Genomic DNA, 21830 nt, shown 5'->3' with positions numbered 1-21830 from the left:
CGCTGATCGCCTACTCTGCACAGCAATGTTTCTCTCAGGGCCCGCCTTCCGCCGCGCGTCATGCCTGGCAGCGGCCGCGCAGGTGTGGTTGCTGGGCATGCTGACCGCGCCGGCGCTGCTCGGCATGCCCGTCGCGTTCGCCGACCCCGCCGTCGTGCACGACCTGTGCCCGTTCAAGGTGGCGACCCCGCCCGCGGTGGACTCCTCGGAAGTCCCGCAGGCCGGCGACCCGCCGTTGCCGTTGCCGGTGCCGCCCTCGCCGATCGGCGGTAACTCGCTGGGCGGCTGCGGCGTGGTCACTGCGGCAAACACTCCCCCGGTGCCGGGCGACGTCTCCGCCGATGCCTGGGTGGTGGCCGATCTGGACAGCGGCGCCATCGTCGCCGCCCGCGACCCGCACGGTCGTCACCGCCCGGCCAGTGTGATCAAGGTGCTCGTCGCGATGGCGTCGCTGCGCGAGCTCAACCTCAACAAGACCGTCGACGGCACGCCCGACGATGCCGGCGCGGAGGGCACCCGGGTCGGCGTTGCCCCGGGTGGCACCTACACCGTCAACCAGTTGCTGCATGGACTGCTGATGCACTCCGGCAACGACGCCGCGCACTCGCTGGCCACCCAACTGGGCGGCATGCCGGCGACGCTGGACAAGATCAACGCGCTGGCCGCCAAACTCGGCGGCCGCGACACCCGCGCCGTTACGCCGTCGGGGCTGGATGGGCCCGGTATGAGCACCTCGGCGTACGACATCGGGTTGTTCTATCGATACGCCTGGCAGAACTCGACTTTCGCCGACATCGTGCATACCGAGAAGTTCGACTTCCCCGGACACGCCGACAGCCCGGGCTACCAGCTGGAAAACGACAACCAGCTGCTCTACCACTACCCGGGCGCGCTCGGCGGCAAGACCGGCTACACCGACGACGCCGGACAGACGTTTGTCGGCGCCGCGAACCGGGACGGGCGCCGGCTGCTGGCGGTGTTGCTGCACGGCACCCGTCAGCCGATCGCGCCGTGGCAGCAAGCGGCGCATTTGCTGGATTACGGCTTTGCGACTGCGCCGGGAACACGGGTGGGAACACTGATCGAACCCGATCCGTCGCTGACGACCCCGAAGCCTGCGGGGACCGGCGACAACCCCGCCGGGCCCGCCTCGGATGCCGCCGCGCTCATCCCCGCCGCGGACGCTTTGCCGGTTAGGGTCGGCGTCGGGGTCATCGGTACGGTCGTCGTGTTCGGCTTGATTATGGTGGCCCGCTCGACGAACCGGCGGCCGCAGCACTAGGCGGCGACCACGGTCCGGGCGGCTACCCGGAGGGGAGATTGTGGGCCGCATCGGCGAGTCTCTGCGAACCCGACGGCGATTGCTGATTGCCGTCACTGCGGCGACCCTGGGCATCATCTGCGGCTACGACTTGTCGAACATCGCCGGTGCACTGCTGTTCATCACCAACGATTTCAACTTGACCGTCCGCAAGCAGGAGTTGCTGACCACGATCGTGGTGATCGGCGAGATCTGCGGTGCGCTGAGCGGCGGATTCCTGGCCAACGCGATCGGGCGCAAGCGCTCGATGATGTTGGTGGCGGCCGGCTATGCGGTGTTCTCGCTGCTGGGCGCCGCGGCTGTGTCGATGCCGTGGCTGATGGCGGCACGCATGTTGCTCGGTATGACCATCGGCTTGTCCGCCACCGTTACTCCGGTGTTCATCGCCGAATCGGCGCCGGCCCGGCTGCGCGGTTCGCTGCTGGTCACTTACCAGGTGGCGACCATTCTGGGGATCATCGCGGGTTATCTGTCCGCTTTCATGCTGGCGGATTCGGGCAGCTGGCGATGGATGCTCGGCCTGGCATCAGTCCCAGCTCTGCTGGTTCTGCCGCTGTTGGCCTCCACACCCGATACCGCACGGTGGTACCTGTTCAAGAATCGAGTCGACGATGCCCGCCGTTCGCTGCTGCGGATCGAACCGAACAGCGACGTCGAGAAGGAACTCGCCGAGATCGCCGACGCCATGCGCGAAGAACGGGGCGGATCGATCCTCGAGATGCTTCGCCTGCCGTATCTTCGCGCCACGTTGTTCGTCGTCGGGCTCGGTTTCTTCGCCGAGCTGAGCGGCATCAACGGCATCATCTACTACAGCCCGTTGCTGTTCCAGGCCATGGGATTTCAAGGCAACTTCGCCCTGCTGGTGCTGCCCGCGCTCGTACAGTTGGCATCGCTTGCCGCTGTGCTGGCCTCGCTGGTTCTGGTCGACCGGATCGGGCGGCGACCGATTCTGTTGTCCGGCATCGCAACGATGATTCTCGGCGACGCGGTGCTGATCGCCGTGTTCACGGCGAAATCCAGTGCGGTCTCGGGATTCGGATACGCCGGGCTGTTGATGTTCACCATGGGCTTCACCTTCGGATTCGGCGCCTTGGTCTGGGTCTACGCCGGGGAGAGTTTCCCGGCACACCTGCGGTCACTGGGCTCCAGCGCGATGCTCACCGCTAACCTGACGGCCAACGCGCTGATCGAATCCGTCTTTCTGACCATGCTGAACAACCTCGGCGGCGCCGGGATGTTCACCGTCTTCGCCCTATTGGCGAGCGCGGGATTCGTCATGGTCTACCGGTTCGCCCCGGAAACCAAAGGACGACAACTCGAAGACATCCGCCACTTCTGGGAGAACAACGGCCGCTGGCCTGTCGAAACCATCAGTGCGGCAACGGATGTACCGGCATGCCGCTGATCGCCGCGGGCACCGTCGTGCTCGAACAGGGTGTCTGCGGCCTGGGTTGGGTTGAAACCTCAGGCGACCGGATCGTGGGCTGCGGTGGGGGCGCACCACCGCATCCCGCAGATGTCGACCTGCCCGATGCGGTGATCGTCCCCGGCTTCGTCGACATCCACGTCCATGGGGGTGGCGGCGCCACCTACACCGGCGGCGACGCCGCAGAGATACAGCGAGCGGCCGGATTTCACCGCGAGCACGGTACGACCACCACGCTGGCCAGCCTGGTCACCGCATCGTCGGCCGATCTGCTTGCGGCCGTTCGGGTGCTCGCCGAGGCGGCCCGCGAGGGCATCGTGGCCGGTATCCACCTGGAGGGGCCGTGGCTGAGCGCGGCGCACTGCGGAGCGCACGACAGCACGCAGTTGCGTGACCCGACGCCGGCCGAGATCGACGGGTTGCTGGCCGCGGGCGATGGCGCCATCCGGATGGTCACTCTGGCACCCGAGCGCCCCGGCAGTGACGACGCGATCGTCCGCCTGGTCGACGCCGGAGTGGTTGTGGCCCTTGGCCATACCGATGCCGACTACGAGCAGACCCGCCGAGCCATCGAGCTGGGCGCAACGGTCGGCACACATCTGTTCAACGCGATGCGGTCAGTGCATCACCGCGAACCCGGGCCGGTGCTCGCGCTGCTGCAGGATCCACGGGTGACCGTCGAATTGATCGCGGACGGCGTCCACGTCCACCCCGCGATGGTGAACGCTACGATCGAGGCGGCCGGGGCCGACCGGGTCGCGTTGGTTACCGATGCCACGGCCGCGGCGGGAGTCGGCGACGGCGAATTTCAGCTCGGCGCAGTGGCGGTCGACGTCATCGCGGGGGTGGCCCGCGTACGCGGCACGTCGACCATCGCGGGCAGCACCGCCACAATGGATCAGCTCTTCGGCGCGATCGCCGGCCACGGCTCAGACCGGCACACCGACCTGGCCGCCGCCGTGCGCATGACGTCGACAACCCCGGCCCGGGCGCTCGGCCTCGATGGCGCCGGAAGTCTGTGCGTCGGCGCCGAAGCCAATCTTGTTGCGCTGGAACCGGATTATCGGGTCAGCGCCGTCATGGCTCGCGGCAGCTGGGTAGCCGGTCGATAAGGTTTGCTACCGTCCAACGGGTCAGCAACTGACACCGGACGAGGCGCACCGTACCCGGCCAGCGACAAGACGGCGATAGGAGAGGTGCCCGATGGCCTGGCTGGTGTTGGTGGCGTCCGGAGTTCTCGAGGCGGTGTGGGCGACCGCGATGGATCGATCCGACGGCTTTTCCCGGCTGCTTCCGTCGCTAATTTTCGCTGTCTCGCTGCTGTTCTCGATGGCGGGGTTGGCATTCGCGATGCGCAGCCTGCCGACCGGAACCAGCTACGCGGTCTGGGTCGGCATCGGAGCGGTGCTCACTGTCGGTTACGCGATGCTGACCGGCGACGAGACGGCGTCGCCGGTCAAGGTGTTGCTGATCGCCGGTGTGGTCGGCTGCATCGCGGGCCTGAAGGTCGTGAGCTAGGTGGTCTTGGTGGGCGGGGCCTCCTCGACCCGGCCGAACAACAACGGATAAGCGATACCGGCGATCGCCCCGCCGACCAGAGGTGCCAGCCAGAACACCCACAGCTGCGCGGGAGCACCGTCGCCGTTGAAGAACGCGACAGCGGTCGATCGGGCCGGGTTGATCGACGCGTTAGAGATCGGAATGGCCACCAGATTGGTCAGCGTAAGCGTCAAGCCGATAGCCAAGCCCGCGAAGCCTTTCGGCGCCCGCGCGTCGGTCGAGCCGAGGATGACGAACAGGAAGACGGCCGTCAAGACGATCTCGGCCAGGATGACGGCACCCAGCGAGTAACCCGTGGGTGAATGGACGCCATAGCCGTTGGCCGCCATGTGGCCCGTCGCGATGAAGCCGGGCTTGCCGAACGCGATGAAGTACACCACCAGCGCGCCGAGCAGACCGCCGATCACCTGAGCGATCCAATATCCCGGCAGCACTTTCCATTCGACGCGGCGAGCCAACGCCGCACCCAACGTGACCGCTGGGTTGAAGTGCCCGCCGGAGATCGTCCCGAACGCGTACACGCCGGTCAGCACGGTCAAACCGAACGCGAGCGCGACACCGAGATAACCGATACCGATCGAGAAGAGATCGGACTGCGCCTTCAGCGAGAAGACCGCGCTGCCAACGCCGCCGAGCACCAGCCAAAAGGTGCCGATAGTCTCCGCGGCTAGTTTGTGAAAGAGATTTTCAGCTGACATCGCCTACCCGCCTTTGCGTAGCGGAACATATTCCTGCTCGAAGAGAATGACACGTCTGGAGACCGACGCGCCCACACGTGGCCGAATCGTTTCGCGAAAGAAATACCCGCGATGTTGAGTGCCCGGCTGAGGCTAGTCTTTGTTGCGCCGCGTCAGCCGGGAAAGGCCCAGTGCCCCAACAGCGCCCACCACGGCGGCGGCGAGCAGCTCGCGGGTCTTGAATCCCTCGGTCACCTGCACGCGAGGTGTGATGGTGATGGGCCCGGGTGGCTCGAGCGGCGCCGCCGGCGGCGCGTGCGGGTTGTCCGTCGACGTCGCCGCCCACGCGGTGGCGAAGAGCAGTAGCCGTGCCGTCACGTACGCGAACACCATCAGACCCAGCACAGGCCCGAATGTGGCACCAGCCGGGCTGTGCAGCACCGACTTCAGATAGATGGTGCCAACCATCTTGAAGAGTTCGAAGCCGATCGACGCGAGCAGCGCGGCCCGGATTGAACTGGCGAAATTGACCGGCTCCCTCGGCAACCGGGCGATCATCCAGCCGAACACCAACCACGAGAACAGGAACGACACCAACACCGAGACCGCGCGAAGTAACGCGTCCAACACCGGCAGGTCGTGAAGACCCAGCCACCCCAGTACCCGGGCCATCGGCGCCGCACCGGCCAGCGCACTGAGCGCGAGCGTGGCGAAAATTGCCACGAAAGACGACACCATCGCAGCCAGATCGGAGAACTTGGAGCGGATGTATCCGTGCGAACCGTTGCTCTGCCGCCACATTTCGGTCAGCGCAAGCCGAAGATTGCTCATCCAGTTCAGGCCGACCCAGACCGCCGCGCTCAAGCCGATGATGCCGACTGAGGCCCGTGCGTTGATCGCCGAATTCATCAGATCGAGCATCTGCTGCCCCAGCGCCCCGGGCACCGCTGCCCTGACCCTGTTGTCGATCGCGCTCAGCACGTCGGGCCGTCGCGACAGCAGGAAGCCGGCGACGCTGAAACCGACCATCAGCAAAGGGAACAACGCGAAGATCGTGTAGTACGTCAGCCCGGCCGCAAAAAAGTTGCCGTTGCAATCGTCGAACCAGTCGTTGGCCCGCATCGCGTGGTCGAACCATCCGTACCGCGCCCGAAGTCGATCGAGGATTCCTGGCTTGACCGGCTCACTCACGAAAACCCGCTAGGGATGTCTCGGTAGGAACCCGAGCCGGTCATAAACCCGGTCGACCGTTTTCGCGGCTACGGCATCGGCCCGTGCAGCGCCGGTGGCCAGCACTTCCTCCAGTTCTGTTGGATCTGACAACAATTCGTCGACCCGCGTCTTGACCGGGGTCACGAATTCCACGACAGCCTCGGCGGTGTCCTTTTTCAGATCGCCGTAACCGCGTCCCGCGTATCCTCCGACCAGCGTGTCGATGTCGACACCGGTGACGGCGGACTGAATGCTCAACAGGTTCGACACGCCGGCCTTGGCGTCCGGGTCGAAGCGGATCTCCCGTTCGCTGTCGGTGACCGCCGACCGAATCTTCTTGGCCGACACCGCTGGCGCATCGAGCAGGCTGATCAAGCCGGCGTCGGTGGCTGCCGACTTACTCATCTTCGACGACGGATCCTGCAAGTCGTAGATCTTTGCGGTGGCCCTGGGAATCAGGACCTCGGGGACCACGAACGTGTCCGGGTAGCGGGCATTGAACCGTTGCGCGACGTCGCGCGCCAACTCCAGATGCTGACGCTGGTCTTCACCGACCGGCACCAATTCGGCGTCATAGGCCAGCACGTCGGCGGCCTGCAGCACGGGGTAGGTGAACAGACCCACCGTGGTCGCGTCACTGCCCTGACGTGACGACTTGTCTTTGAACTGCGTCATCCGCGAGGCCTGGCCGAAACCCGTGAAGCAGCCCAGCACCCAGGCCAGCTGGGTGTGCGCGGGCACGTGGCTCTGCACGAAGATGGTGCTGCGGCCGGGGTCGATGCCCAGCGCCAGATACTGCGCTGCGGTCACCAGGGTGCGACGGCGCAATACGGCGGGATCCTGCGGGACGGTGATGGCGTGCAGGTCGACGACGCAGAAGAAGGCATCGTGGTCGTCCTGCAACTGAGCCCACTGGGTCACGGCGCCCAACGCATTTCCGAGGTGAAGCGAGTCGGAGGTGGGCTGCACACCGGAGAAAACCCGGCGCGATCCAGTAGCGGTCGTCATGATGACCCGATCTTTTCACGCGGACACCAGCGCTTCTTGCGGTACCGGTGGTATCACCTTAATGTCGGCTCAATGACCTCCCGCGCGCCGATCCATCTCGGCTCAGGCGAACCGGTGTTGTTGCTGCACCCCTTCCTGATCTCGCAACTGGTGTGGCAGAAGGTGGCACCGCAGCTGGCCGATACCGGCCGCTACGAGGTGTTTGCTCCGACAATGGCCGGCCACAACGGCGGCCCACGCGCAGGCACATGGTTCCTGAGCTCGTCGCTGTTGGCCGACCACGTCGAGCGGCAGCTGGACGAATTGGGCTGGGACACCGCCCACATCGTCGGCAATTCACTGGGCGGTTGGGTCGCGTTCGAGCTGGAACGCCGCGGCCGGGCACGCACGGTCACCGGCATCGCACCGGCCGGCGGCTGGACCCGCTGGGCCCCGACCAAATTCGAGGTGATCGCCAAGTTCGTCAGTGGGTTGCCCTTCTTGGCACTGGCCCGCTTGGCAGGGCCGCGCGCGTTGCGGCTGCCTTTCAGTCGCCGGCTTGCCACGCTGCCGATCAGCGCATCACCGGACGGGGTCAGCGAAAGTGAACTCGAGGCCATCGCCGACGACGCGGCGCACTGCCCCGCCTACTTCCAGCTGATGGGCAAAGCGCTGCTGATGCCCGGACTGCTGGAGTTGGCCCAGACCGCGGTCCCCGCGCACCTGGTGATCTGCGGAAAAGACCGAGTGTTCCCCGCACCGCGGTCTCTCCGGTACTACCAGGCGCAGCTCCCCGCCGAGACGCGTATCACCGAGCTCGACGACGTCGGGCACATCCCGATGTTCGAGGCTCCGGATCGGGTGACCGAGACCATCACTGCCTTTCTTGACGAGCACAGCACGCCGCTGCGCGCAGTCGAGGACCCGCCCGCCAGCTAGGCCTCAGCTGATCAACTGGCTGCGGCCGGTGCTCGCGCACTACCTGACGGACCCGGCGCCCTGACGCTGTTCGACGATCGCCAGCGCCCGCTTGGCCCATCGAAGGTTTTCTTCCTCGAATGCGATCCCGCGCATCAGCGTCAGATACGGCCCCACTCGTGGCGCGGTAGCCAGAAACTCCTCCTCGCTGAGGCCGTCCAGAATGCGGTTGCGCAGCCGCCCGTAGCGTTGGACTTTCGCCTGGGCCCACTCCCGCCGTTCGATGATCAAGTCGCGGACGGCCGCCGCGTCACCGACATCGAAGGCCTGCACTTTGATCATCAGCTCGTCGCGGATCACCGAGGGTTTCGGCGGCCGCCCGGTGAATTGCCGGATCGCCTCGTAACCCGCCTGGGTCAGTGAGAACATCCGCTTGTTCGGCCGGCGCTCCTGCTCGACGATGCGCGCCTGAATCAGGCCCTGCTCGGCAAGACGCTCCAGTTCGCGGTAGAGCTGCTGCGGCGTAGCCATCCAGAAGTTCGCCACCGACGCGTCAAAATCCTTGGCCAGGTCGTAGCCGGACGACTCGCCCTCCAGAAGAGCGGCCAGAACGGCATCACGCAGCGACATCGGTTCATAGTACGACATCTGATTAATCAACAAAGTGACTAAGTGCACATAGACGTGCGGCGGTCAGCCCTCTAGTGTCAACCACACCTACTCAATAAGTTGACTATGCGAGGTGCTCCGTGTCCGCTACCCACCCGTTCCGTAAGGCAGTCGAAGAAGGCGACGAAGCGGCCATCCAGGCCTTGCTCGCCGACGACGTCGTATTCACCAGCCCGGTGGCCTTCAAGCCGTACGTCGGCAAGCCGATTACCGCCGCGATCCTGCGCGGCGTGTTGCGGGTCTTCGAGGACTTTCGCTATGTCCGCGAGATCCACGACAGCAGCGGCGGTAACCACGCGTTTGAGTTCGAGGCCGGGATCGCCGGCGCACCGCGCGTGACGGTCAACGGTTGCGATTTCCTGCACGTCAACGACGACGGTCTGATCGACGACCTTAAGGTGATGGTGCGACCGCTTTCCGGTGCGACGGCTTTGGCCGAAGCAATGGGCGCACAATTCGGCAGGATTCAGCAGGAGGCCGTCGAACTGGCCGACCAGTTCACCAAGGCCTCGACGGCATAGGGAGCCCAGGCATGCGAATCGGATTAGGGATCAACTACGCGGGCGGCTTCAAGGAGGTCGCCGCCGAGGTGGCTGACCTCGAGCGCGCGGGTTTGGACATTGTCTTTGTCCCCGAAGCGTATTCGTTCGACGCGGTCAGCGCCCTGGGATACCTGGCCGCCAGCACCGATCGTGTTGAGCTGGCATCGGGCATCCTCCAGCTTTACACCCGCACGCCCACATTGACCGCGATGACGGCCGCCGGTCTGGACTACGTCTCCGACGGCCGGTTCATCCTCGGCTTGGGCGCGTCGGGCCCCCAGGTGATGGAGGGTTTCCACGGCGTGCCCTACGACGCGCCGATCGCACGCACCCGCGAGGTCATCGAGATCTGCCGCCAGGTGTGGCGGCGCGAGACGCTGCGCTACGAGGGCACTCACTACACGATTCCGCTGCCCGCCGAACAGGGCACCGGCCTGGGCAAGGCGCTGAAGCTCATCAATAAGCCTGTCCGCGAACGTATTCCGGTTCTGATCGCCGCGCTGGGACCCAAGAATGTCGAGCTGGCCGCCGAGGTCGCCGAAGGCTGGCAGCCCATCTTCTTCCTCCCGGAGAAGGCGCAGGACGTCTGGGGCAATGCGCTGGCCACCGGAAAGGCGAACCGCGACCCGGCCCTGGGCGAGCTCGAGGTGTTCGCCGGCCCGACCCTGGCCATCGGTGAAAACGTCGAGCCGCTAAGGGAAGTCGTAAAGCCGCACCTAGCGCTCTACATCGGCGGAATGGGCGCCAAGGGGAAGAACTTCTACCACACCCTGGCCACCCGATACGGCTACGGCGCGGCGGCCGACCGCATCCAAGAGCTCTATCTGGCCGGCGACAAAGATGCTGCCGCCAAGGCCGTTCCCGACGAGCTGGTGCGCGACGTCTCGCTGATCGGAACGCCCGGGTTCGTCAAGGAACGCGTGGCGGCCTTCCGTGAGGCCGGGGTCACCACGTTGAACGTGGTACCGGTCGCCGGCACGGCCGCCGAGCGGGTCAAGCTGATCGAGACGCTGCGCGGGCTGGTCGACTGACGGTCAGTCGCGCGCCTCGGCCAGCGCCGCGTTGAGCGTCTTGCTCGGCCGCATCACCGCGGTGAGCTTCTCGTCGTCCGGTCGGTAATAACCACCGATATCAACGGATTCGCCTTGCACCTCGCCGAGTTCGGCGACGATGGCGTCTTCGTCTTTGCCCAGCTCCTCGGCCAGCGCGGCGAAATGCTTGCGCAACTCCTCGTCGTCGTGCTGCGCGGCGAGCTCCTGCGCCCAGTACAGCGCCAGGTAGAACTGGCTGCCGCGATTGTCGAGCTCACCGGTTTTGCGCGACGGGCTCTTGTTGTTGTCCAACAGCTTCCCGATCGCATCGTCGAGCGTCTTGCCCAGGATCTTGGCCCGCTCGTTGCCGGTCTTGATCCCGATGTCCTCGAAACACGCTCCCAGCGCCAGGAATTCGCCGAGTGAGTCCCACCGCAAGTGGTTCTCCTCGACCAGCTGGTGGACATGCTTGGGCGCCGAACCGCCCGCTCCAGTCTCATACATTCCCCCGCCGTCCATCAGCGGCACGATGGACAGCATCTTGGCGCTGGTACCCAGCTCCAGGATCGGGAACAGGTCAGTGAGGTAGTCGCGCAGGATGTTGCCGGTGGCGGCGATGGTGTCCTGGCCGCGGATGGCCCGCTCGATCGTGTGCCGCATGGCGCGTTCCTGCGACATGGTCTGGATGTCGAGGCCCTCGGTGTCGTGGTCGGCGAGGTAGGTGTTGACCTTCTTGCGCAGCTCGTACTCGTGCGGACGCTCCCGATCCAACCAGAACACCACCGGCATGCCCGAGTTCCTCGTCCGATTGACCGCCAGCTTGACCCAGTCGCGGATCGCCGCGTCGGTCACGATGGGCATCCGCCAAATGTCGCCGGCCTCAACGTTTTGGGTGAGCAGCACTTCGCCGGTCTCGAGGTCGACGATGTCGGCGACACCGTCTTCGGGGATCTCGAACGTCTTGTCGTGCGAGCCGTATTCCTCGGCCTGCTGTGCCATCAGGCCGACGTTGGGTACGGTGCCCATCGTGGTCGGGTCGAACTGCCCGTGCGTCTTGCAGAAGTTGATGATCTCCTGGTAGATGCGGGAGAACGTGGACTCCGGGTTGACGGCCTTGGTGTCTTTCTGCCGGCCGTCGGCGCCGTACATCTTGCCGCCCGCCCGGATCATCGCCGGCATCGACGCATCCACGATCACATCGCTGGGTGAGTGAAAGTTGCTGATGCCCTTGGCCGAATCGACCATGGCCAGTTCGGGCCGGTGCTCGTGGCAGGCGTGCAGGTCGCGGACGATCTCGTCATGCAGCGACGCGGGCAGGGTCTCGATCTTGTTGTACAGGTCGACGAGTCCATTGTTGACGTTGACGCCGAGTTCGTCGAACAACTCCTGGTGTTTGGCAAACGCGTCCTTGTAGAAGATCTTGACGGCGTGGCCGAAGACGATGGGGTGGCTGACCTTCATCATCGTCGCCTTGACGTGCAGCGAGAACATCACGCCGGTCTTGTAGGCGTCCTCGATCTCAGCCTCGTAGAACTCACGGAGCGCCTTCACGCTCATGAACATGCTGTCGATGACGTCGCCGTCCCGCAGCGACACTTTCGGCTTGAGCACGATCGTGTTGCCGCCCTTGGTCTTCAGCTCCATCTTCACGTCGCGAGCGCGGTCCAACGTCATCGACTTCTCGCCGTGGTAGAAGTCCCCGTGGCGCATGGTCGCCACGTGCGTGCGCGACGCTTGCGACCATTCCCCCATGCTGTGCGGGTGCTTACGCGCGTACTCTTTGACCGCCTTCGGCGCGCGACGATCCGAATTACCCTGTCGCAGAACGGGGTTTACCGCACTGCCGAGACATTTGGCGTAGCGGTCGCGGATTTCCTTGTCCTCGTCGGTTTTCGGACTCTGCGGGTAGTCGGGGATCTTGAATCCCTTGCCCTGCAGTTCCTTGACCGCGGACACCAGCTGCGGCACCGACGCGCTGATGTTGGGCAGCTTGATGATGTTGGTGTCGGCCAGCTTCGTCAGCCGGCCCAACTCGCCCAGGTTGTCGGGCACCCGCTGCTCGTCGGTCAGGTAATCGGAGAACTCGGCCAGGATCCGCGCCGCCAACGAGATGTCGCTGGTTTGGATCGTGATGCCCGCCGGTTCGGCGAACGCCCGCACGATCGGCAGAAAGGCGTAGGTCGCCAACAGCGGCGCCTCATCGGTCAGCGTGTAGATGACGGTCGGCTGGTCGGCGCACACGGTGTTTCTCCCGGTATCGGTTAGATCCTGGCGGGGTTCGCGGTGTAACTGGCTGCCACGTTAGCAAGGGTGTTCACCGTGGCGTCGACCTGCAGCGGATCGCCATCAACCAGCGATGGCGTCCTACTGATCTACGAGCACCCGAGGCACTGGTGGCGACGAATTAGATACATGAGATAAACTCCGTGTCGGTCATGAGCGCCAGCATCAAGCCCCGGCTTGCTGGCCGGCAACCCTCCAACCGCGGTGGGGTGCCCCGGGTGATGACCAGGTTTCGTAGTCAGTAGTGACTACGCGGCAAGCGCGGGTCCGCCGTTATGGGCCCCCCGGAGTAGACAGGGAAACCTGATGCGCACCCACGTGGGCCGACCTATCGTGCGTCGCTGAGATTTTCCCGGAAAGCATTCGACCGTGAGTTCCACAACCAGCCCCGATTCTGAACCCGACACCGATCCGACCGCGCACTGGTCATTCGAGACCAAGCAGATCCACGCAGGTCAGCAGCCCTGCGCGGCCACCGGCGCCCGCGCGCTGCCGATCTACCAGACCACCTCCTACGTCTTCGACGACACCTCACACGCCGCGGCGCTGTTCGGGCTGGAAGTGCCGGGCAATATCTACACCCGGATCGGCAACCCGACCACCGACGTCGTCGAACAACGGATCGCTGCCCTGGAGGGCGGAGTGGCCGCGCTGTTTCTGTCCTCCGGACAGGCCGCGGAGACGTTCGCGATCTTGAATCTGGCCGCCGCGGGCGACCACATCGTGTCCAGCCCACGGCTGTACGGCGGCACGTACAACCTGTTCCATTACTCGCTGCCCAAGCTCGGTATCCAGGTCAGCTTCGTCGAGGATCCCGACGACCTGGATTCGTGGCGGGCCGCGGTGCGGCCCAACACCAAGGCTTTCTTTGCCGAGACGATCTCCAACCCGCAGATCGACATCCTGGACACCCCCGGGGTCTCCGCGGTGGCCCACGAGCACGGTGTGCCGCTGATCGTCGACAACACCATCGCCACCCCGTACCTGATGCAGCCGATATCGCAGGGCGCCGACATCGTGGTGCACTCGGCCACCAAGTACCTCGGCGGTCACGGCGCCGCGATCGCCGGGGTGATCGTCGACGGCGGCACCTTCGACTGGACGCAGGGGCGCTTCCCCGGCTTCACCACGCCGGACCCCAGCTATCACGGCGTGGTGTACGCCGAGCTGGGACCGCCCGCGTTCGCGCTGAAGGCCCGCGTGCAGCTGCTGCGCGACCTGGGCTCGGCGGCATCGCCGTTCAACGCGTTCCTGGTTGCCCAGGGCCTGGAGACCCTCAGTCTGCGGGTCGAGCGCCACGTCGCCAACGCGCAGCGTGTCGCCGAATACCTGGCCGGTCACGACGACGTGCTCTCGGTCAACTACGCCGGGTTGCCCAGCTCGCCGTGGTACGAGCGGGGAAAGAAGCTGGCGCCGAAGGGAACCGGAGCTGTGCTGGCCTTCGAGCTTGCCGGCGGGGTGGACGCCGGTAAGGCGTTCGTCGACGCGCTGAAGCTGCACAGCCACGTCGCCAACATCGGTGACGTGCGCTCGCTGGTGATCCACCCGGCGTCGACGACCCACGCCCAGCTGAGCCCCGCCGAGCAGCTGTCCACCGGGGTGAGCCCCGGTTTGGTGCGGCTGGCGGTGGGTATTGAGGGCATCGACGACATCCTGGCCGACCTCGAACTCGGATTCGCCGCCGCTCACACGCACGCCGGCGATCCGCACTCCGTGGCGGCGTTCTGAGGAGCCGCAGGTGACAATCTCTGACGTGCCGACACAGACGCTGCCCGCCGAAGGTGAGGTCGGCATTGTTGACGTCGGCTCGCTGACGCTGGAAAGCGGCGTGGTGCTCGACGACGTCAGCATCGCCGTGCAGCGGTGGGGCGAGTTGTCGCCGACCCGTGACAACGTCGTTGTCGTCCTGCATGCGCTGACCGGCGACTCGCACATCACCGGGCCTGCCGGGCCCGGGCATCCCACGCCGGGCTGGTGGGACGGGATCGCGGGCCCGGGCGCACCGATCGACACCAACCGCTGGTGTGCGGTGGCCACCAACGTGCTGGGCGGTTGTCGCGGCTCGACCGGGCCGAGCTCGCTGGCATCGGACGGAAAGCCCTGGGGCTCAAGGTTTCCGGCGATATCGATCCGGGACCAGGTCGAGGCGGACGTAGCGGCGCTGGCCGCGCTGGGCATTACTGAAGTCGCCGCGGTGCTCGGCGGGTCGATGGGTGGCGCGCGGGCGCTGGAATGGATGGTCGCCCATCCCGATCGGGTGGGCGCCGGCTTGCTGCTCGCCGTGGGTGCGCGTGCCACCGCCGATCAGATCGGCACCCAGTGCACGCAGATTGCGGCCATCAAGGCCGACCCGAACTGGCGCGGTGGAGACTATTACGGCACCGGACGTACCCCCGACGCTGGTCTGGAGATCGCCCGCCGTTTCGCGCATCTGACCTACCGGGGTGAAGGCGAGCTGGACACCCGCTTCGCCAACGAAGCCCACGGCGACGAGGATCCGACATCCGGTGGCCGCTACGCGGTGCAGAGCTACCTGGAGCATCAGGGCGGCAAGCTGGTGTCGCGCTTCGACGCCGGCAGCTACGTGGTGCTCACCGACTCGCTGTCCAGTCACGATGTCGGCCGGGATCGCGGCGGTGTCGCGACCGCGCTGCGCAGCTGCCCGGTGCCGGCAGTGGTCGGCGGCATCACCTCTGACCGGCTCTACCCGCTGCGGCTGCAAGAGGAACTGGCCGAGTTGCTGCCCGGTTGCGACGGGCTGCAGGTGGTCGACTCGGTATTCGGGCACGACGGGTTCCTGGTGGAAACCGAGGCCGTCGGTGAACTGGTCCGCCAAACCCTCGATGTGGCGGCGGCTAAGGGTGCGTGTCCCCGGTGACTCAGTCCTCACAGGCCCGCTCATTGTCGTTTGGCGCTGAAGCGGCCGCGTACGAGCGCGGCCGTCCGTCCTATCCGCCGGATGCGATCGACTGGCTACTGCCGCTTGGCGCCCGCGACGTGCTCGACCTCGGCGCCGGGACCGGCAAGCTGACCACCCGGCTGGTGGAACGTGGGCTGGACGTCATCGCCGTCGACCCGATCGCCGAAATGCTGGAGATGCTGCGCAAGTCGCTGCCGGAAACCGCGGCGCTGCTCGGCACCGCGGAGGAAATCCCGCTGGCGGACAACAGTGTTGACGCCGTACTTGTCGCGCAGGCCTGGCATTGGTTCAACCCGGCGCGGGCGATTCCTGAGCTGGCCCGGGTGCTACGACCTGGCGGGCGACTCGGTTTGGTGTGGAACACCCGCGACGAGCGACTGGGCTGGGTGCGAGAGCTCGGCCGCATCATCGGCCGCGACGGCGACCCGATGCGCGATCACGTGACCCTGCCGGAGCCGTTCACCGATGTGCAACGTCATCAGGTCGAGTGGACGAATTACCTTACGCCGCAAGCACTCATCGACTTGGTCGCATCGCGAAGCTACTGCATCACCTCGCCGACGCAGGTCCGCACCAAGACGTTGGATCAGGTACGCGAGCTGCTGGCAACCCATCCAGCACTGGCGAACGCCCGTGGTCTGTCGCTGCCGTACGTGACGGTGTGTGTGCGGGCGACGCTGTCCTGAGGTGGGACTGACTTGATACCACCAATGTGCTCGTTACTCTTCGCGTGATGGGAATTTTGCGGGCGGCAACTCAGGAGCTACACGCCACGGCCAACGGGTGGCACACCCTGGCCGATGAGCTGACTGGCACCACGCCCAGTATGCCGGGCGTGTCGTTTCAGCCCAGTGCCGCTGCGGTCACCGCGATACACGCCGCGGTGGCGACGGCGAGCGGTGTCCTCTCCGCAAGGACGCTGATGACCGCAGCCAAGACCACCTCGGCGGCCACGGCTTATACCAACCATGAGGCAACCTCCGCGGATCCGCTCAACGCGCTGAGCGGATCGATCTGAGGCGCAGGTGGCGACCGGATTACCTACCCTCTCGCAGATACATGCCTGGGATGTCGACCATCTCGTCGAGGCCGCCGAGCATTGGCACTCCACCGCCGACCGCTGGGAGAGCGTGTACGGGCAGGTGTGGCAGCAGTCGCTCGGCATGGACTGGCATGGCCAAGCACGCGATGCCCTGATTGACCGGACCACTGCAGATAGGGCGATGGTTAGCTCGAAGGCTGATCAGTTGCGCGACGCGGCGCTGACCGCCCGCAACGCTGCGGACGATATCAGCGCAGCGCAACGGTCGGTTCTCTATGAAGTCGATGATGCTCACCAGGCTGGTTTCGTTGTGGGCGAGGATCTTTCGCTAACTGACACGCAAAGGTCACGAGACGTGGCGGAGCTTGCGGCGCGCCACGCGCAGGCTCAGGCGCTTGCCGCTGACATTCGTAGCCGCGCCGCCCAACTCCTCGCTGCCGACAGCGAAGTCGGCGCGAAGCTCACCGCCACGGCTGATGATGTCGGCAGCCTGAACTTCAACGAGAGACCGGTCGCTCACGACGGAAAGATTCAGCTCGTCGACTGGAAACAAGCACCCGCGCCGGCGCCCGGCCCGGGTCCCACCGGCCAAGATCTTCACAACGCGGTCAGAAATCTGCCGCGAGGCAGACGCCCAATCATTGGCGAGATTCGCAGTGAAGACGACCTGCGACGACTTTGGAATTGGGCGGCCGAGGGCGCGACGGAACGCGCACCGGGCAGCACATATAAAGGCACCGAGAGAGTTCTCCGCGATGGGACGATCGTCGGCCTACGACCCTCCGACAGCGGCCTCACATTAGACTTCAATCCCCCGGACGGCCCGTACGAGAAGATTCATGTCAATACGGCTCGCGGTGGCATACCAGACATTCCGGTCCGAGCGGCGGGTCCGCCAGAAGAGCTTGCGCCGAGGGCACACGCGCCAGCCGAGTCCGCGCCGGTGGAAAGTGCGCCAGTGGAGCCAGCGGCGCCGCGGGCCGCACCAGTCGCGCCCGAACCGTCCGCTCCGATTGGCACTCCCGGCTCAAACCCTTTCCCGCACTTCATTGAGTCGCCTCATTTTCATCACGGCCCGCCAATAGTCGGCAGAGATGACCTCGGCGAGTTGCCCGAATAATAGTCAAAACGACGAGACAGAGGATTTATCCAATGAGCACTGCACGCGAAAAGGTACGCAGGGAACTAGTTCTCGACACCGCAGCGGGGGGCGAGTTGCCGATTACTCAGGTGGACTACTACGTAAAGCAGCAACATCCGTCGGCGTCGGTACCCGACGTGCAGAACGAGACATTAGAGACCATTCGCTCCCTGGCAGACGACGGTCTGATCGTCCTTGGAGCCATGTCCGGCGAGGGTGGGCGCTGGGAGGCTTGGGCCGGTCCGTTGGAGAAGTCTCTACAAAGGATCGTCGATGTCTATGTGGCGCACTACGACGATCGACCGGTTTGGGTATTTTCCACTTGGCTCAAGCTGACCGATAAAGGCGAGCAAGTAGCCCGAGCGCTCGAAGCGGATACCAAAGGTTAGCTCGCGTCGGCGCGCTGCCGCCGCACAGCCATGATGGACCGCCGATACTCGGTCGAAACGACCTGTCCAATCCCGAAGTCGAGTCACCGTGATGGCGCCTCGACATAGCAGAACAGCACACTTTGCAGGCAGGATCAGTCAATGACCCCAGCACGTGAGAACGTTCGCATCGAGCTAATCACCGATGGGATAGCTGACTACGTAGACCTCGGTGCCGTCGATTCGCAAGTCAGCCGGCACAATCCGTCGGCATCGGTGTCGGAGGTGCAGCGCGAAACCCTGGAGACGATCCGCTCCTTGGTCAGCGACGGGCTATTCGAATTAGGCGATCTGTCTGGCGAAGGTGGCAGTTTGGTTGCATGGACCGGATCGCTCGATGAATCAATACGGAGAGTCTCCGATGTGTATGTAGCACAGTATGACGATCCGCCGGCCTGGGTGTTTTCCGCTTGGCTCGAGCTCACCCACAAAGGCGAGCTTAGCCTGCCCGCGGCATCTCGTCCTCCTCGTCACCGCTAAGCAGCAGCTTCTCCGGATGATGGAACGTGTTAACACGCACTTGGCCACGGTCCAAGTACGGCGGCGGGATCCACTCGGTGTCACCGCGCTGATTTTTGCGGGTGGTCCAGCCTTGTTCGGCAAGTGGGTGATCGGGCCCGCAGGCCAGGGTCATGTGATTGACATCGGTGACGGGGTTGGTGGCGTAGGGGTTGCAGTGGTGGGCTTCGCAGAGGTTGGCGGGCACGGTGCAGCCAGGATACGAGCACCCGCGGTCTTTGGCGTACAACACAATTCGTTGCCCCGGCGAAGCCAGTCGTTTGGTGTGATAGAGCGCCAGGGCTTTGCCTTTGTCGAAAATGGCCAGGTAGTGATGCGCGTGGCCGGCCAGCCGGATCACGTCGCTCATTGGGAGCAGCGTGCCGCCACCGGTTAGTCCTTTGCCCGCGGCTGCCTCGAGTTCACGCAAGGTGGTCGTGACGATGATCGACGCGGGTAAACCATTGTGCTGACCCAATTCCCCGGACGACAGAAGAGCTCGCAAGCCGGCATTGAGCGCATCGTGGTTGCGTTGAGCGCTGTTGCGGGAATCGCTTCCGGCAGCCTGCTCCGACGGTGGGCCGTCAACACACGGGGCGTCATCGTCCGGGTTGCACATGCCGGGAGCGGCCAACTTGGCCAACACGGCGTCGAACGTGGCCCGCGCCTCCGGGGTCAAATACCCGCTGATCGTGCTCATCCCATCGAAACCTTGCTTGCCGATCACGATTCCGCGGCGACGAGCCCGGTCGTTATCACTGAAAGTGCCGTCGGGGTTGAGGCAGTCGGTGAGCTTTTCGGCTAGCTTGCTCAACTCGTCGGGGCGATGCTCTCCACCGAGCCGGGCAAGTTGCGCTTCGGCTTTCTCGCGCGTCTCGACGTCGACGAAGTCGGGCAGCCCGTGGCAGAAACCACGAATCACCGCAACGTGACCGTCACCGATGGCTCCGGCGCGCTGCGCCTCAGCGGTGGCCGCTAGCCGCGGTGGCAATGGTTCACCGGTGACCGAAAGGCGCGGCCCAAGATCTTCGGCGTCTCGAATACGTCGGCCGGCCTCAGCGCGGCTGATGCGCAAGCGGTCAGCCAACGCGTGCGACAACCTGCCGCCGAGTTCAGCTGCAGTGGCCTGCCGCCGCACACCGTTGATCAGTTCATGGCACGGTGTCGGCACTCGTCGGACTTCCTGCTCGATCTGTTCCAGCACCGCGAGCCGTTCCGGAGTGGTCAACACGTCGAAGGAGAGCTCGAGCAGCCCGGATACGCCGTCACGGAAAGCGCCGATCCGCTCGACTATCTCTTCGCGACTACTGGAACGCATGTTCGAATTATATTGCCGCTCACCGACATGCCACCGCCCGAGAAGCCACATTGTGGATGAAGCTGCAACTGTGGATAACCGCCGAGACCAAACCTCAGACCGGCATCCCGGAAAACATCACCCGGGCGGGATCGTACTTCTGCCGAACGGCGCTCAACCGCGACAAGTTCGGTCCGAAGTACCGCGACGCCGGCTGGTTGGCCTCGAGGTAATTCGCATACCCGCCAACCGAATACGGTTGCACCGCCCGGTGCGCCGCACTGAGCCACCCGACCGCTGCGGACGGGTCGCCGGGTGTCTCGACGTACCACTGCACCAACGACGACTGCCGGCGCCACGGAAAGGCCGTCGATCCCGTCGGCACGTCGGCCAGCGCACCGTCGAGCGCGTGCATGATCGCCAGCATGCGACCCGCCCCGCGCGGGAACGCGTCGACCGCCGCGGCGATGCCCTGGGCAGCGGCCGGGGTGATCGTCGCGAAAACGTCTGAGCCGCCGACGTATCCAAGCGGCGACGGGTTGAGGTTGCCGACGGCCAGATAGTTCGTCAGGTCCAAGTAGTTGAACGTGTGATTTTCCGTGCCGCTCGGTTGAATGCCGACGGCCGACGTGATGGCGGATGCCACGCCGGCACCCGACCCGGCCGGGCAGGTCGCCAGGATCCGACAGTGCGTGCCCATCGGATCGACGGTGGCATCCGCCAACGCCCAGCAGCTTCGATCGGCGGTACGCAGCCAGCTCTGCCAGCCGACCAGCACCTGCGCGAACGACTGCGGCGGGAAGTTGAGGTTCACCGCGTCGACCTCGCCGGTGGGAAACGTCGCAAAGGTCAGCGAGGTGGTCGCGCCGAAGTTTCCGCCACCGCCGCCGCGCAACGCCCAGAACAGGTCCGGCTGAGAGCCGGCGGACGCGGTGACCGTCTGGCCGCCAGGCAGCACCACCGTGGCCGACCGCAAGGCGTCCGACATCAGCCCGGCGTGCCGAGAATGGGCGCCCAGCCCGCCGCCCAGGGCGTGGCCCGCCGCACCGACCGACGGGCAGGTTCCCGTCGGGATACCCCGGCCCGCCGCCGCCAGAACCTGGTGCATCGCATACAGACTCGTCGCGGGCGTCACCGTGACCTGACCGGTCGCGGCGTCGTAATCGATGCCCCCGGGCAGCTGCCGCAGGTCGAGCACCATCGTGCCGTTCGCCGTCGACGCCCCCACGTAGGAATGCCCACCGCCGCGCGGCGCGACCTTGACGTTGTTAGCGGCAGCGAACGCCATCGCCTTTTGCACATCGGCCGCCGACGCCGGCGTAACGACCGCGGCCGGCGTCAGCCCGTTGTAATTGGTATTGAAAACCGCTTTGGCCGAGCCGAATTGCGGAGCATTCGGCTGGATGACCTGCCCGCTGATGGATCTGGACAGCGCATCCCAGCCGGAGGCGACCGGTTCACCACTGGCGCGACCAGAGCCCATGAAAGCGCCGGCGGCCAAGGCTCCGGCGGCGCCGCGCAGAAACGTCTGACGCGAGATCTCACGCGTCAACGTCGGACTCCAGCGGTGCCGTCATGCCCTGCATTGTCAACCGGCTAAGCCCAAGAACCTCGGTGGCACAGCACGTGTCGACGCGCGTCGACCGAAACGTAGGCGAACCTTTACCGCGCCGTGTTCTGGACGTGACCGCGATAGACCAATGTTCGATGCGACCGCAGAACATTGGGGGGTGGGTGTGCGTCGCAACTGGATGTCGCAGTTGAACAATCAGCCGTTGACGGTGCGGGCGCTGATCGGTCTCGGGTGTCTGATCACGGCAGCGACCACGTTCTCGACGCCGGGCGAGGCAGATCCCAACGACGACTTCATCGACGCAC

21 protein-coding genes and 2 riboswitches are annotated in these 21830 nt (G+C 65.4%); of the genes, 14 read left to right on the top strand and 7 right to left on the bottom strand.

The window, feature by feature from the left end; translation table 11 throughout:
- The first annotated feature begins 25 nt into the window (after positions 1 to 25).
- The 4 genes from VGH54_RS23325 (at position 26) to VGH54_RS23310 (ending at position 4265) form a co-directional block, all read left to right on the top strand.
- A complete protein-coding gene (locus VGH54_RS23325) occupies positions 26 to 1282 on the top strand; it encodes a D-alanyl-D-alanine carboxypeptidase family protein (RefSeq protein ID WP_331514477.1) in 1257 nt (418 codons plus the stop codon).
- A gap of 37 nt (positions 1283 to 1319) precedes the next feature.
- Positions 1320 to 2726, top strand: coding sequence for a sugar porter family MFS transporter (locus VGH54_RS23320; RefSeq protein WP_422656399.1), 1407 nt, complete (start codon positions 1320 to 1322; stop codon positions 2724 to 2726).
- Positions 2717 to 3859, top strand: a complete 1143-nt coding sequence (gene nagA, locus VGH54_RS23315) for an N-acetylglucosamine-6-phosphate deacetylase (protein ID WP_331514473.1) — start codon at positions 2717 to 2719, stop codon at positions 3857 to 3859. Before VGH54_RS23320 ends, nagA begins: the two co-directional genes overlap by 10 nt.
- Before the next feature lie 15 nt (positions 3860 to 3874).
- Positions 3875 to 3936, top strand: a riboswitch (guanidine-III (ykkC-III) riboswitch).
- A 14-nt stretch (positions 3937 to 3950) separates the two neighbouring features.
- Positions 3951 to 4265: a multidrug efflux SMR transporter gene (locus VGH54_RS23310; protein WP_331514472.1), complete on the top strand. Its 315-nt coding sequence runs from the start codon at positions 3951 to 3953 to the stop codon at positions 4263 to 4265.
- Here VGH54_RS23310 and aqpZ read toward each other — a convergent pair.
- The 3 genes from aqpZ to trpS form a co-directional block, all read right to left on the bottom strand.
- Complete coding sequence (gene aqpZ, locus VGH54_RS23305; protein ID WP_331514471.1) at positions 4262 to 5005, bottom strand: aquaporin Z; 744 nt, start codon at positions 5003 to 5005, stop codon at positions 4262 to 4264. The two genes, VGH54_RS23310 and aqpZ, sit on opposite strands and share 4 nt — an antisense overlap.
- A 132-nt stretch (positions 5006 to 5137) precedes the next feature.
- A complete protein-coding gene (yhjD, locus tag VGH54_RS23300; protein WP_331514470.1) occupies positions 5138 to 6175 on the bottom strand; it encodes an inner membrane protein YhjD in 1038 nt (345 codons plus the stop codon).
- Between the two features lie 9 nt (positions 6176 to 6184).
- Positions 6185 to 7204: a tryptophan--tRNA ligase gene (gene trpS, locus VGH54_RS23295; RefSeq protein ID WP_331514469.1), complete on the bottom strand. Its 1020-nt coding sequence runs from the start codon at positions 7202 to 7204 to the stop codon at positions 6185 to 6187.
- Between the two features lie 117 nt (positions 7205 to 7321).
- Here trpS and VGH54_RS23290 point away from each other — a divergent pair, with 117 nt between their 5' ends.
- Entirely contained in the window at positions 7322 to 8122 is an 801-nt protein-coding gene (locus VGH54_RS23290; RefSeq protein WP_331514475.1) for an alpha/beta hydrolase, read from the top strand.
- Between the two features lie 39 nt (positions 8123 to 8161).
- Here VGH54_RS23290 and VGH54_RS23285 read toward each other — a convergent pair whose 3' ends face one another.
- Positions 8162 to 8731, bottom strand: coding sequence for a PadR family transcriptional regulator (locus VGH54_RS23285; protein ID WP_331514467.1), 570 nt, complete (start codon positions 8729 to 8731; stop codon positions 8162 to 8164).
- Positions 8732 to 8850: 119 nt separating this feature from the next.
- Here VGH54_RS23285 and VGH54_RS23280 point away from each other — a divergent pair, with 119 nt between their 5' ends.
- Both VGH54_RS23280 and VGH54_RS23275 read left to right on the top strand, forming a co-directional pair.
- Positions 8851 to 9291: a nuclear transport factor 2 family protein gene (locus tag VGH54_RS23280; protein ID WP_331514466.1), complete on the top strand. Its 441-nt coding sequence runs from the start codon at positions 8851 to 8853 to the stop codon at positions 9289 to 9291.
- A gap of 11 nt (positions 9292 to 9302) precedes the next feature.
- Complete coding sequence (locus VGH54_RS23275; RefSeq protein WP_331514465.1) at positions 9303 to 10343, top strand: LLM class F420-dependent oxidoreductase; 1041 nt, start codon at positions 9303 to 9305, stop codon at positions 10341 to 10343.
- A 3-nt stretch (positions 10344 to 10346) separates the two neighbouring features.
- Here VGH54_RS23275 and VGH54_RS23270 read toward each other — a convergent pair whose 3' ends face one another.
- Positions 10347 to 12584: an NADP-dependent isocitrate dehydrogenase gene (locus VGH54_RS23270; RefSeq protein ID WP_331514464.1), complete on the bottom strand. Its 2238-nt coding sequence runs from the start codon at positions 12582 to 12584 to the stop codon at positions 10347 to 10349.
- Positions 12585 to 12774: 190 nt separating this feature from the next.
- Positions 12775 to 12894, top strand: a riboswitch (SAM riboswitch).
- Between the two features lie 101 nt (positions 12895 to 12995).
- Here VGH54_RS23270 and VGH54_RS23265 point away from each other — a divergent pair.
- From VGH54_RS23265 to VGH54_RS23235, 7 genes are all read left to right on the top strand, one after another.
- Complete coding sequence (locus VGH54_RS23265) at positions 12996 to 14354, top strand: bifunctional o-acetylhomoserine/o-acetylserine sulfhydrylase (protein WP_331514463.1); 1359 nt, start codon at positions 12996 to 12998, stop codon at positions 14352 to 14354.
- 10 nt (positions 14355 to 14364) lie between these two features.
- The gene (metX, locus tag VGH54_RS23260; RefSeq protein ID WP_331514462.1) at positions 14365 to 15504 is read left to right on the top strand and encodes a homoserine O-acetyltransferase MetX; all 1140 of its coding nucleotides are present in this window, start codon (positions 14365 to 14367) and stop codon (positions 15502 to 15504) included.
- Positions 15501 to 16232, top strand: a complete 732-nt coding sequence (locus VGH54_RS23255; protein ID WP_331514461.1) for a class I SAM-dependent methyltransferase — start codon at positions 15501 to 15503, stop codon at positions 16230 to 16232. The genes metX and VGH54_RS23255 overlap by 4 nt, the downstream gene beginning before the upstream one ends.
- A gap of 47 nt (positions 16233 to 16279) precedes the next feature.
- Positions 16280 to 16564 (top strand): hypothetical protein, encoded by a 285-nt coding sequence (locus tag VGH54_RS23250; RefSeq protein WP_331514460.1) that lies wholly within the window; start codon positions 16280 to 16282, stop codon positions 16562 to 16564.
- A 7-nt stretch (positions 16565 to 16571) separates the two neighbouring features.
- Positions 16572 to 17708, top strand: a complete 1137-nt coding sequence (locus VGH54_RS23245) for a hypothetical protein (RefSeq protein ID WP_331514459.1) — start codon at positions 16572 to 16574, stop codon at positions 17706 to 17708.
- A 32-nt stretch (positions 17709 to 17740) separates the two neighbouring features.
- On the top strand, positions 17741 to 18118 hold the full coding sequence (locus VGH54_RS23240) for a hypothetical protein (protein WP_331514458.1): 378 nt from the start codon (positions 17741 to 17743) through the stop codon (positions 18116 to 18118).
- Between the two features lie 141 nt (positions 18119 to 18259).
- The gene (locus VGH54_RS23235) at positions 18260 to 18637 is read left to right on the top strand and encodes a hypothetical protein (RefSeq protein ID WP_331514457.1); all 378 of its coding nucleotides are present in this window, start codon (positions 18260 to 18262) and stop codon (positions 18635 to 18637) included.
- Here VGH54_RS23235 and VGH54_RS23230 read toward each other — a convergent pair.
- Both VGH54_RS23230 and VGH54_RS23225 read right to left on the bottom strand, forming a co-directional pair.
- Positions 18597 to 19973, bottom strand: a complete 1377-nt coding sequence (locus VGH54_RS23230) for an HNH endonuclease signature motif containing protein (RefSeq protein ID WP_331514456.1) — start codon at positions 19971 to 19973, stop codon at positions 18597 to 18599. The genes VGH54_RS23235 and VGH54_RS23230 overlap by 41 nt on opposite strands.
- 94 nt (positions 19974 to 20067) lie before the next feature.
- A complete protein-coding gene (locus tag VGH54_RS23225; protein ID WP_331514455.1) occupies positions 20068 to 21504 on the bottom strand; it encodes an FAD-binding oxidoreductase in 1437 nt (478 codons plus the stop codon).
- Positions 21505 to 21830 lie beyond the last annotated feature (326 nt).

It is taken from the genome of Mycobacterium sp., assembly GCF_036488105.1.
Lineage (GTDB): Bacteria > Actinomycetota > Actinomycetes > Mycobacteriales > Mycobacteriaceae > Mycobacterium.
This window is presented reverse-complemented; position numbering and strand designations above follow the sequence as displayed.

Excerpts from the sequence above, each read along its gene's own strand:
- VGH54_RS23325 (WP_331514477.1), top strand. The coding sequence starts at position 26 with ATGTTTCTCTCAGGGCCCGCCTTCCGCCGCGCGTCATGCCTGGCAGCG.
- nagA (WP_331514473.1), top strand. The coding sequence starts at position 2,717 with ATGCCGCTGATCGCCGCGGGCACCGTCGTGCTCGAACAGGGTGTCTGC.
- VGH54_RS23310 (WP_331514472.1), top strand. The coding sequence starts at position 3,951 with ATGGCCTGGCTGGTGTTGGTGGCGTCCGGAGTTCTCGAGGCGGTGTGG.
- aqpZ (WP_331514471.1), bottom strand. The coding sequence starts at position 5,005 with ATGTCAGCTGAAAATCTCTTTCACAAACTAGCCGCGGAGACTATCGGC.
- trpS (WP_331514469.1), bottom strand. The coding sequence starts at position 7,204 with ATGACGACCGCTACTGGATCGCGCCGGGTTTTCTCCGGTGTGCAGCCC.
- VGH54_RS23285 (WP_331514467.1), bottom strand. The coding sequence starts at position 8,731 with ATGTCGCTGCGTGATGCCGTTCTGGCCGCTCTTCTGGAGGGCGAGTCG.
- VGH54_RS23275 (WP_331514465.1), top strand. The coding sequence starts at position 9,303 with ATGCGAATCGGATTAGGGATCAACTACGCGGGCGGCTTCAAGGAGGTC.
- VGH54_RS23250 (WP_331514460.1), top strand. The coding sequence starts at position 16,280 with ATGGGAATTTTGCGGGCGGCAACTCAGGAGCTACACGCCACGGCCAAC.
- VGH54_RS23240 (WP_331514458.1), top strand. The coding sequence starts at position 17,741 with ATGAGCACTGCACGCGAAAAGGTACGCAGGGAACTAGTTCTCGACACC.
- VGH54_RS23235 (WP_331514457.1), top strand. The coding sequence starts at position 18,260 with ATGACCCCAGCACGTGAGAACGTTCGCATCGAGCTAATCACCGATGGG.
- VGH54_RS23230 (WP_331514456.1), bottom strand. The coding sequence starts at position 19,973 with ATGCGTTCCAGTAGTCGCGAAGAGATAGTCGAGCGGATCGGCGCTTTC.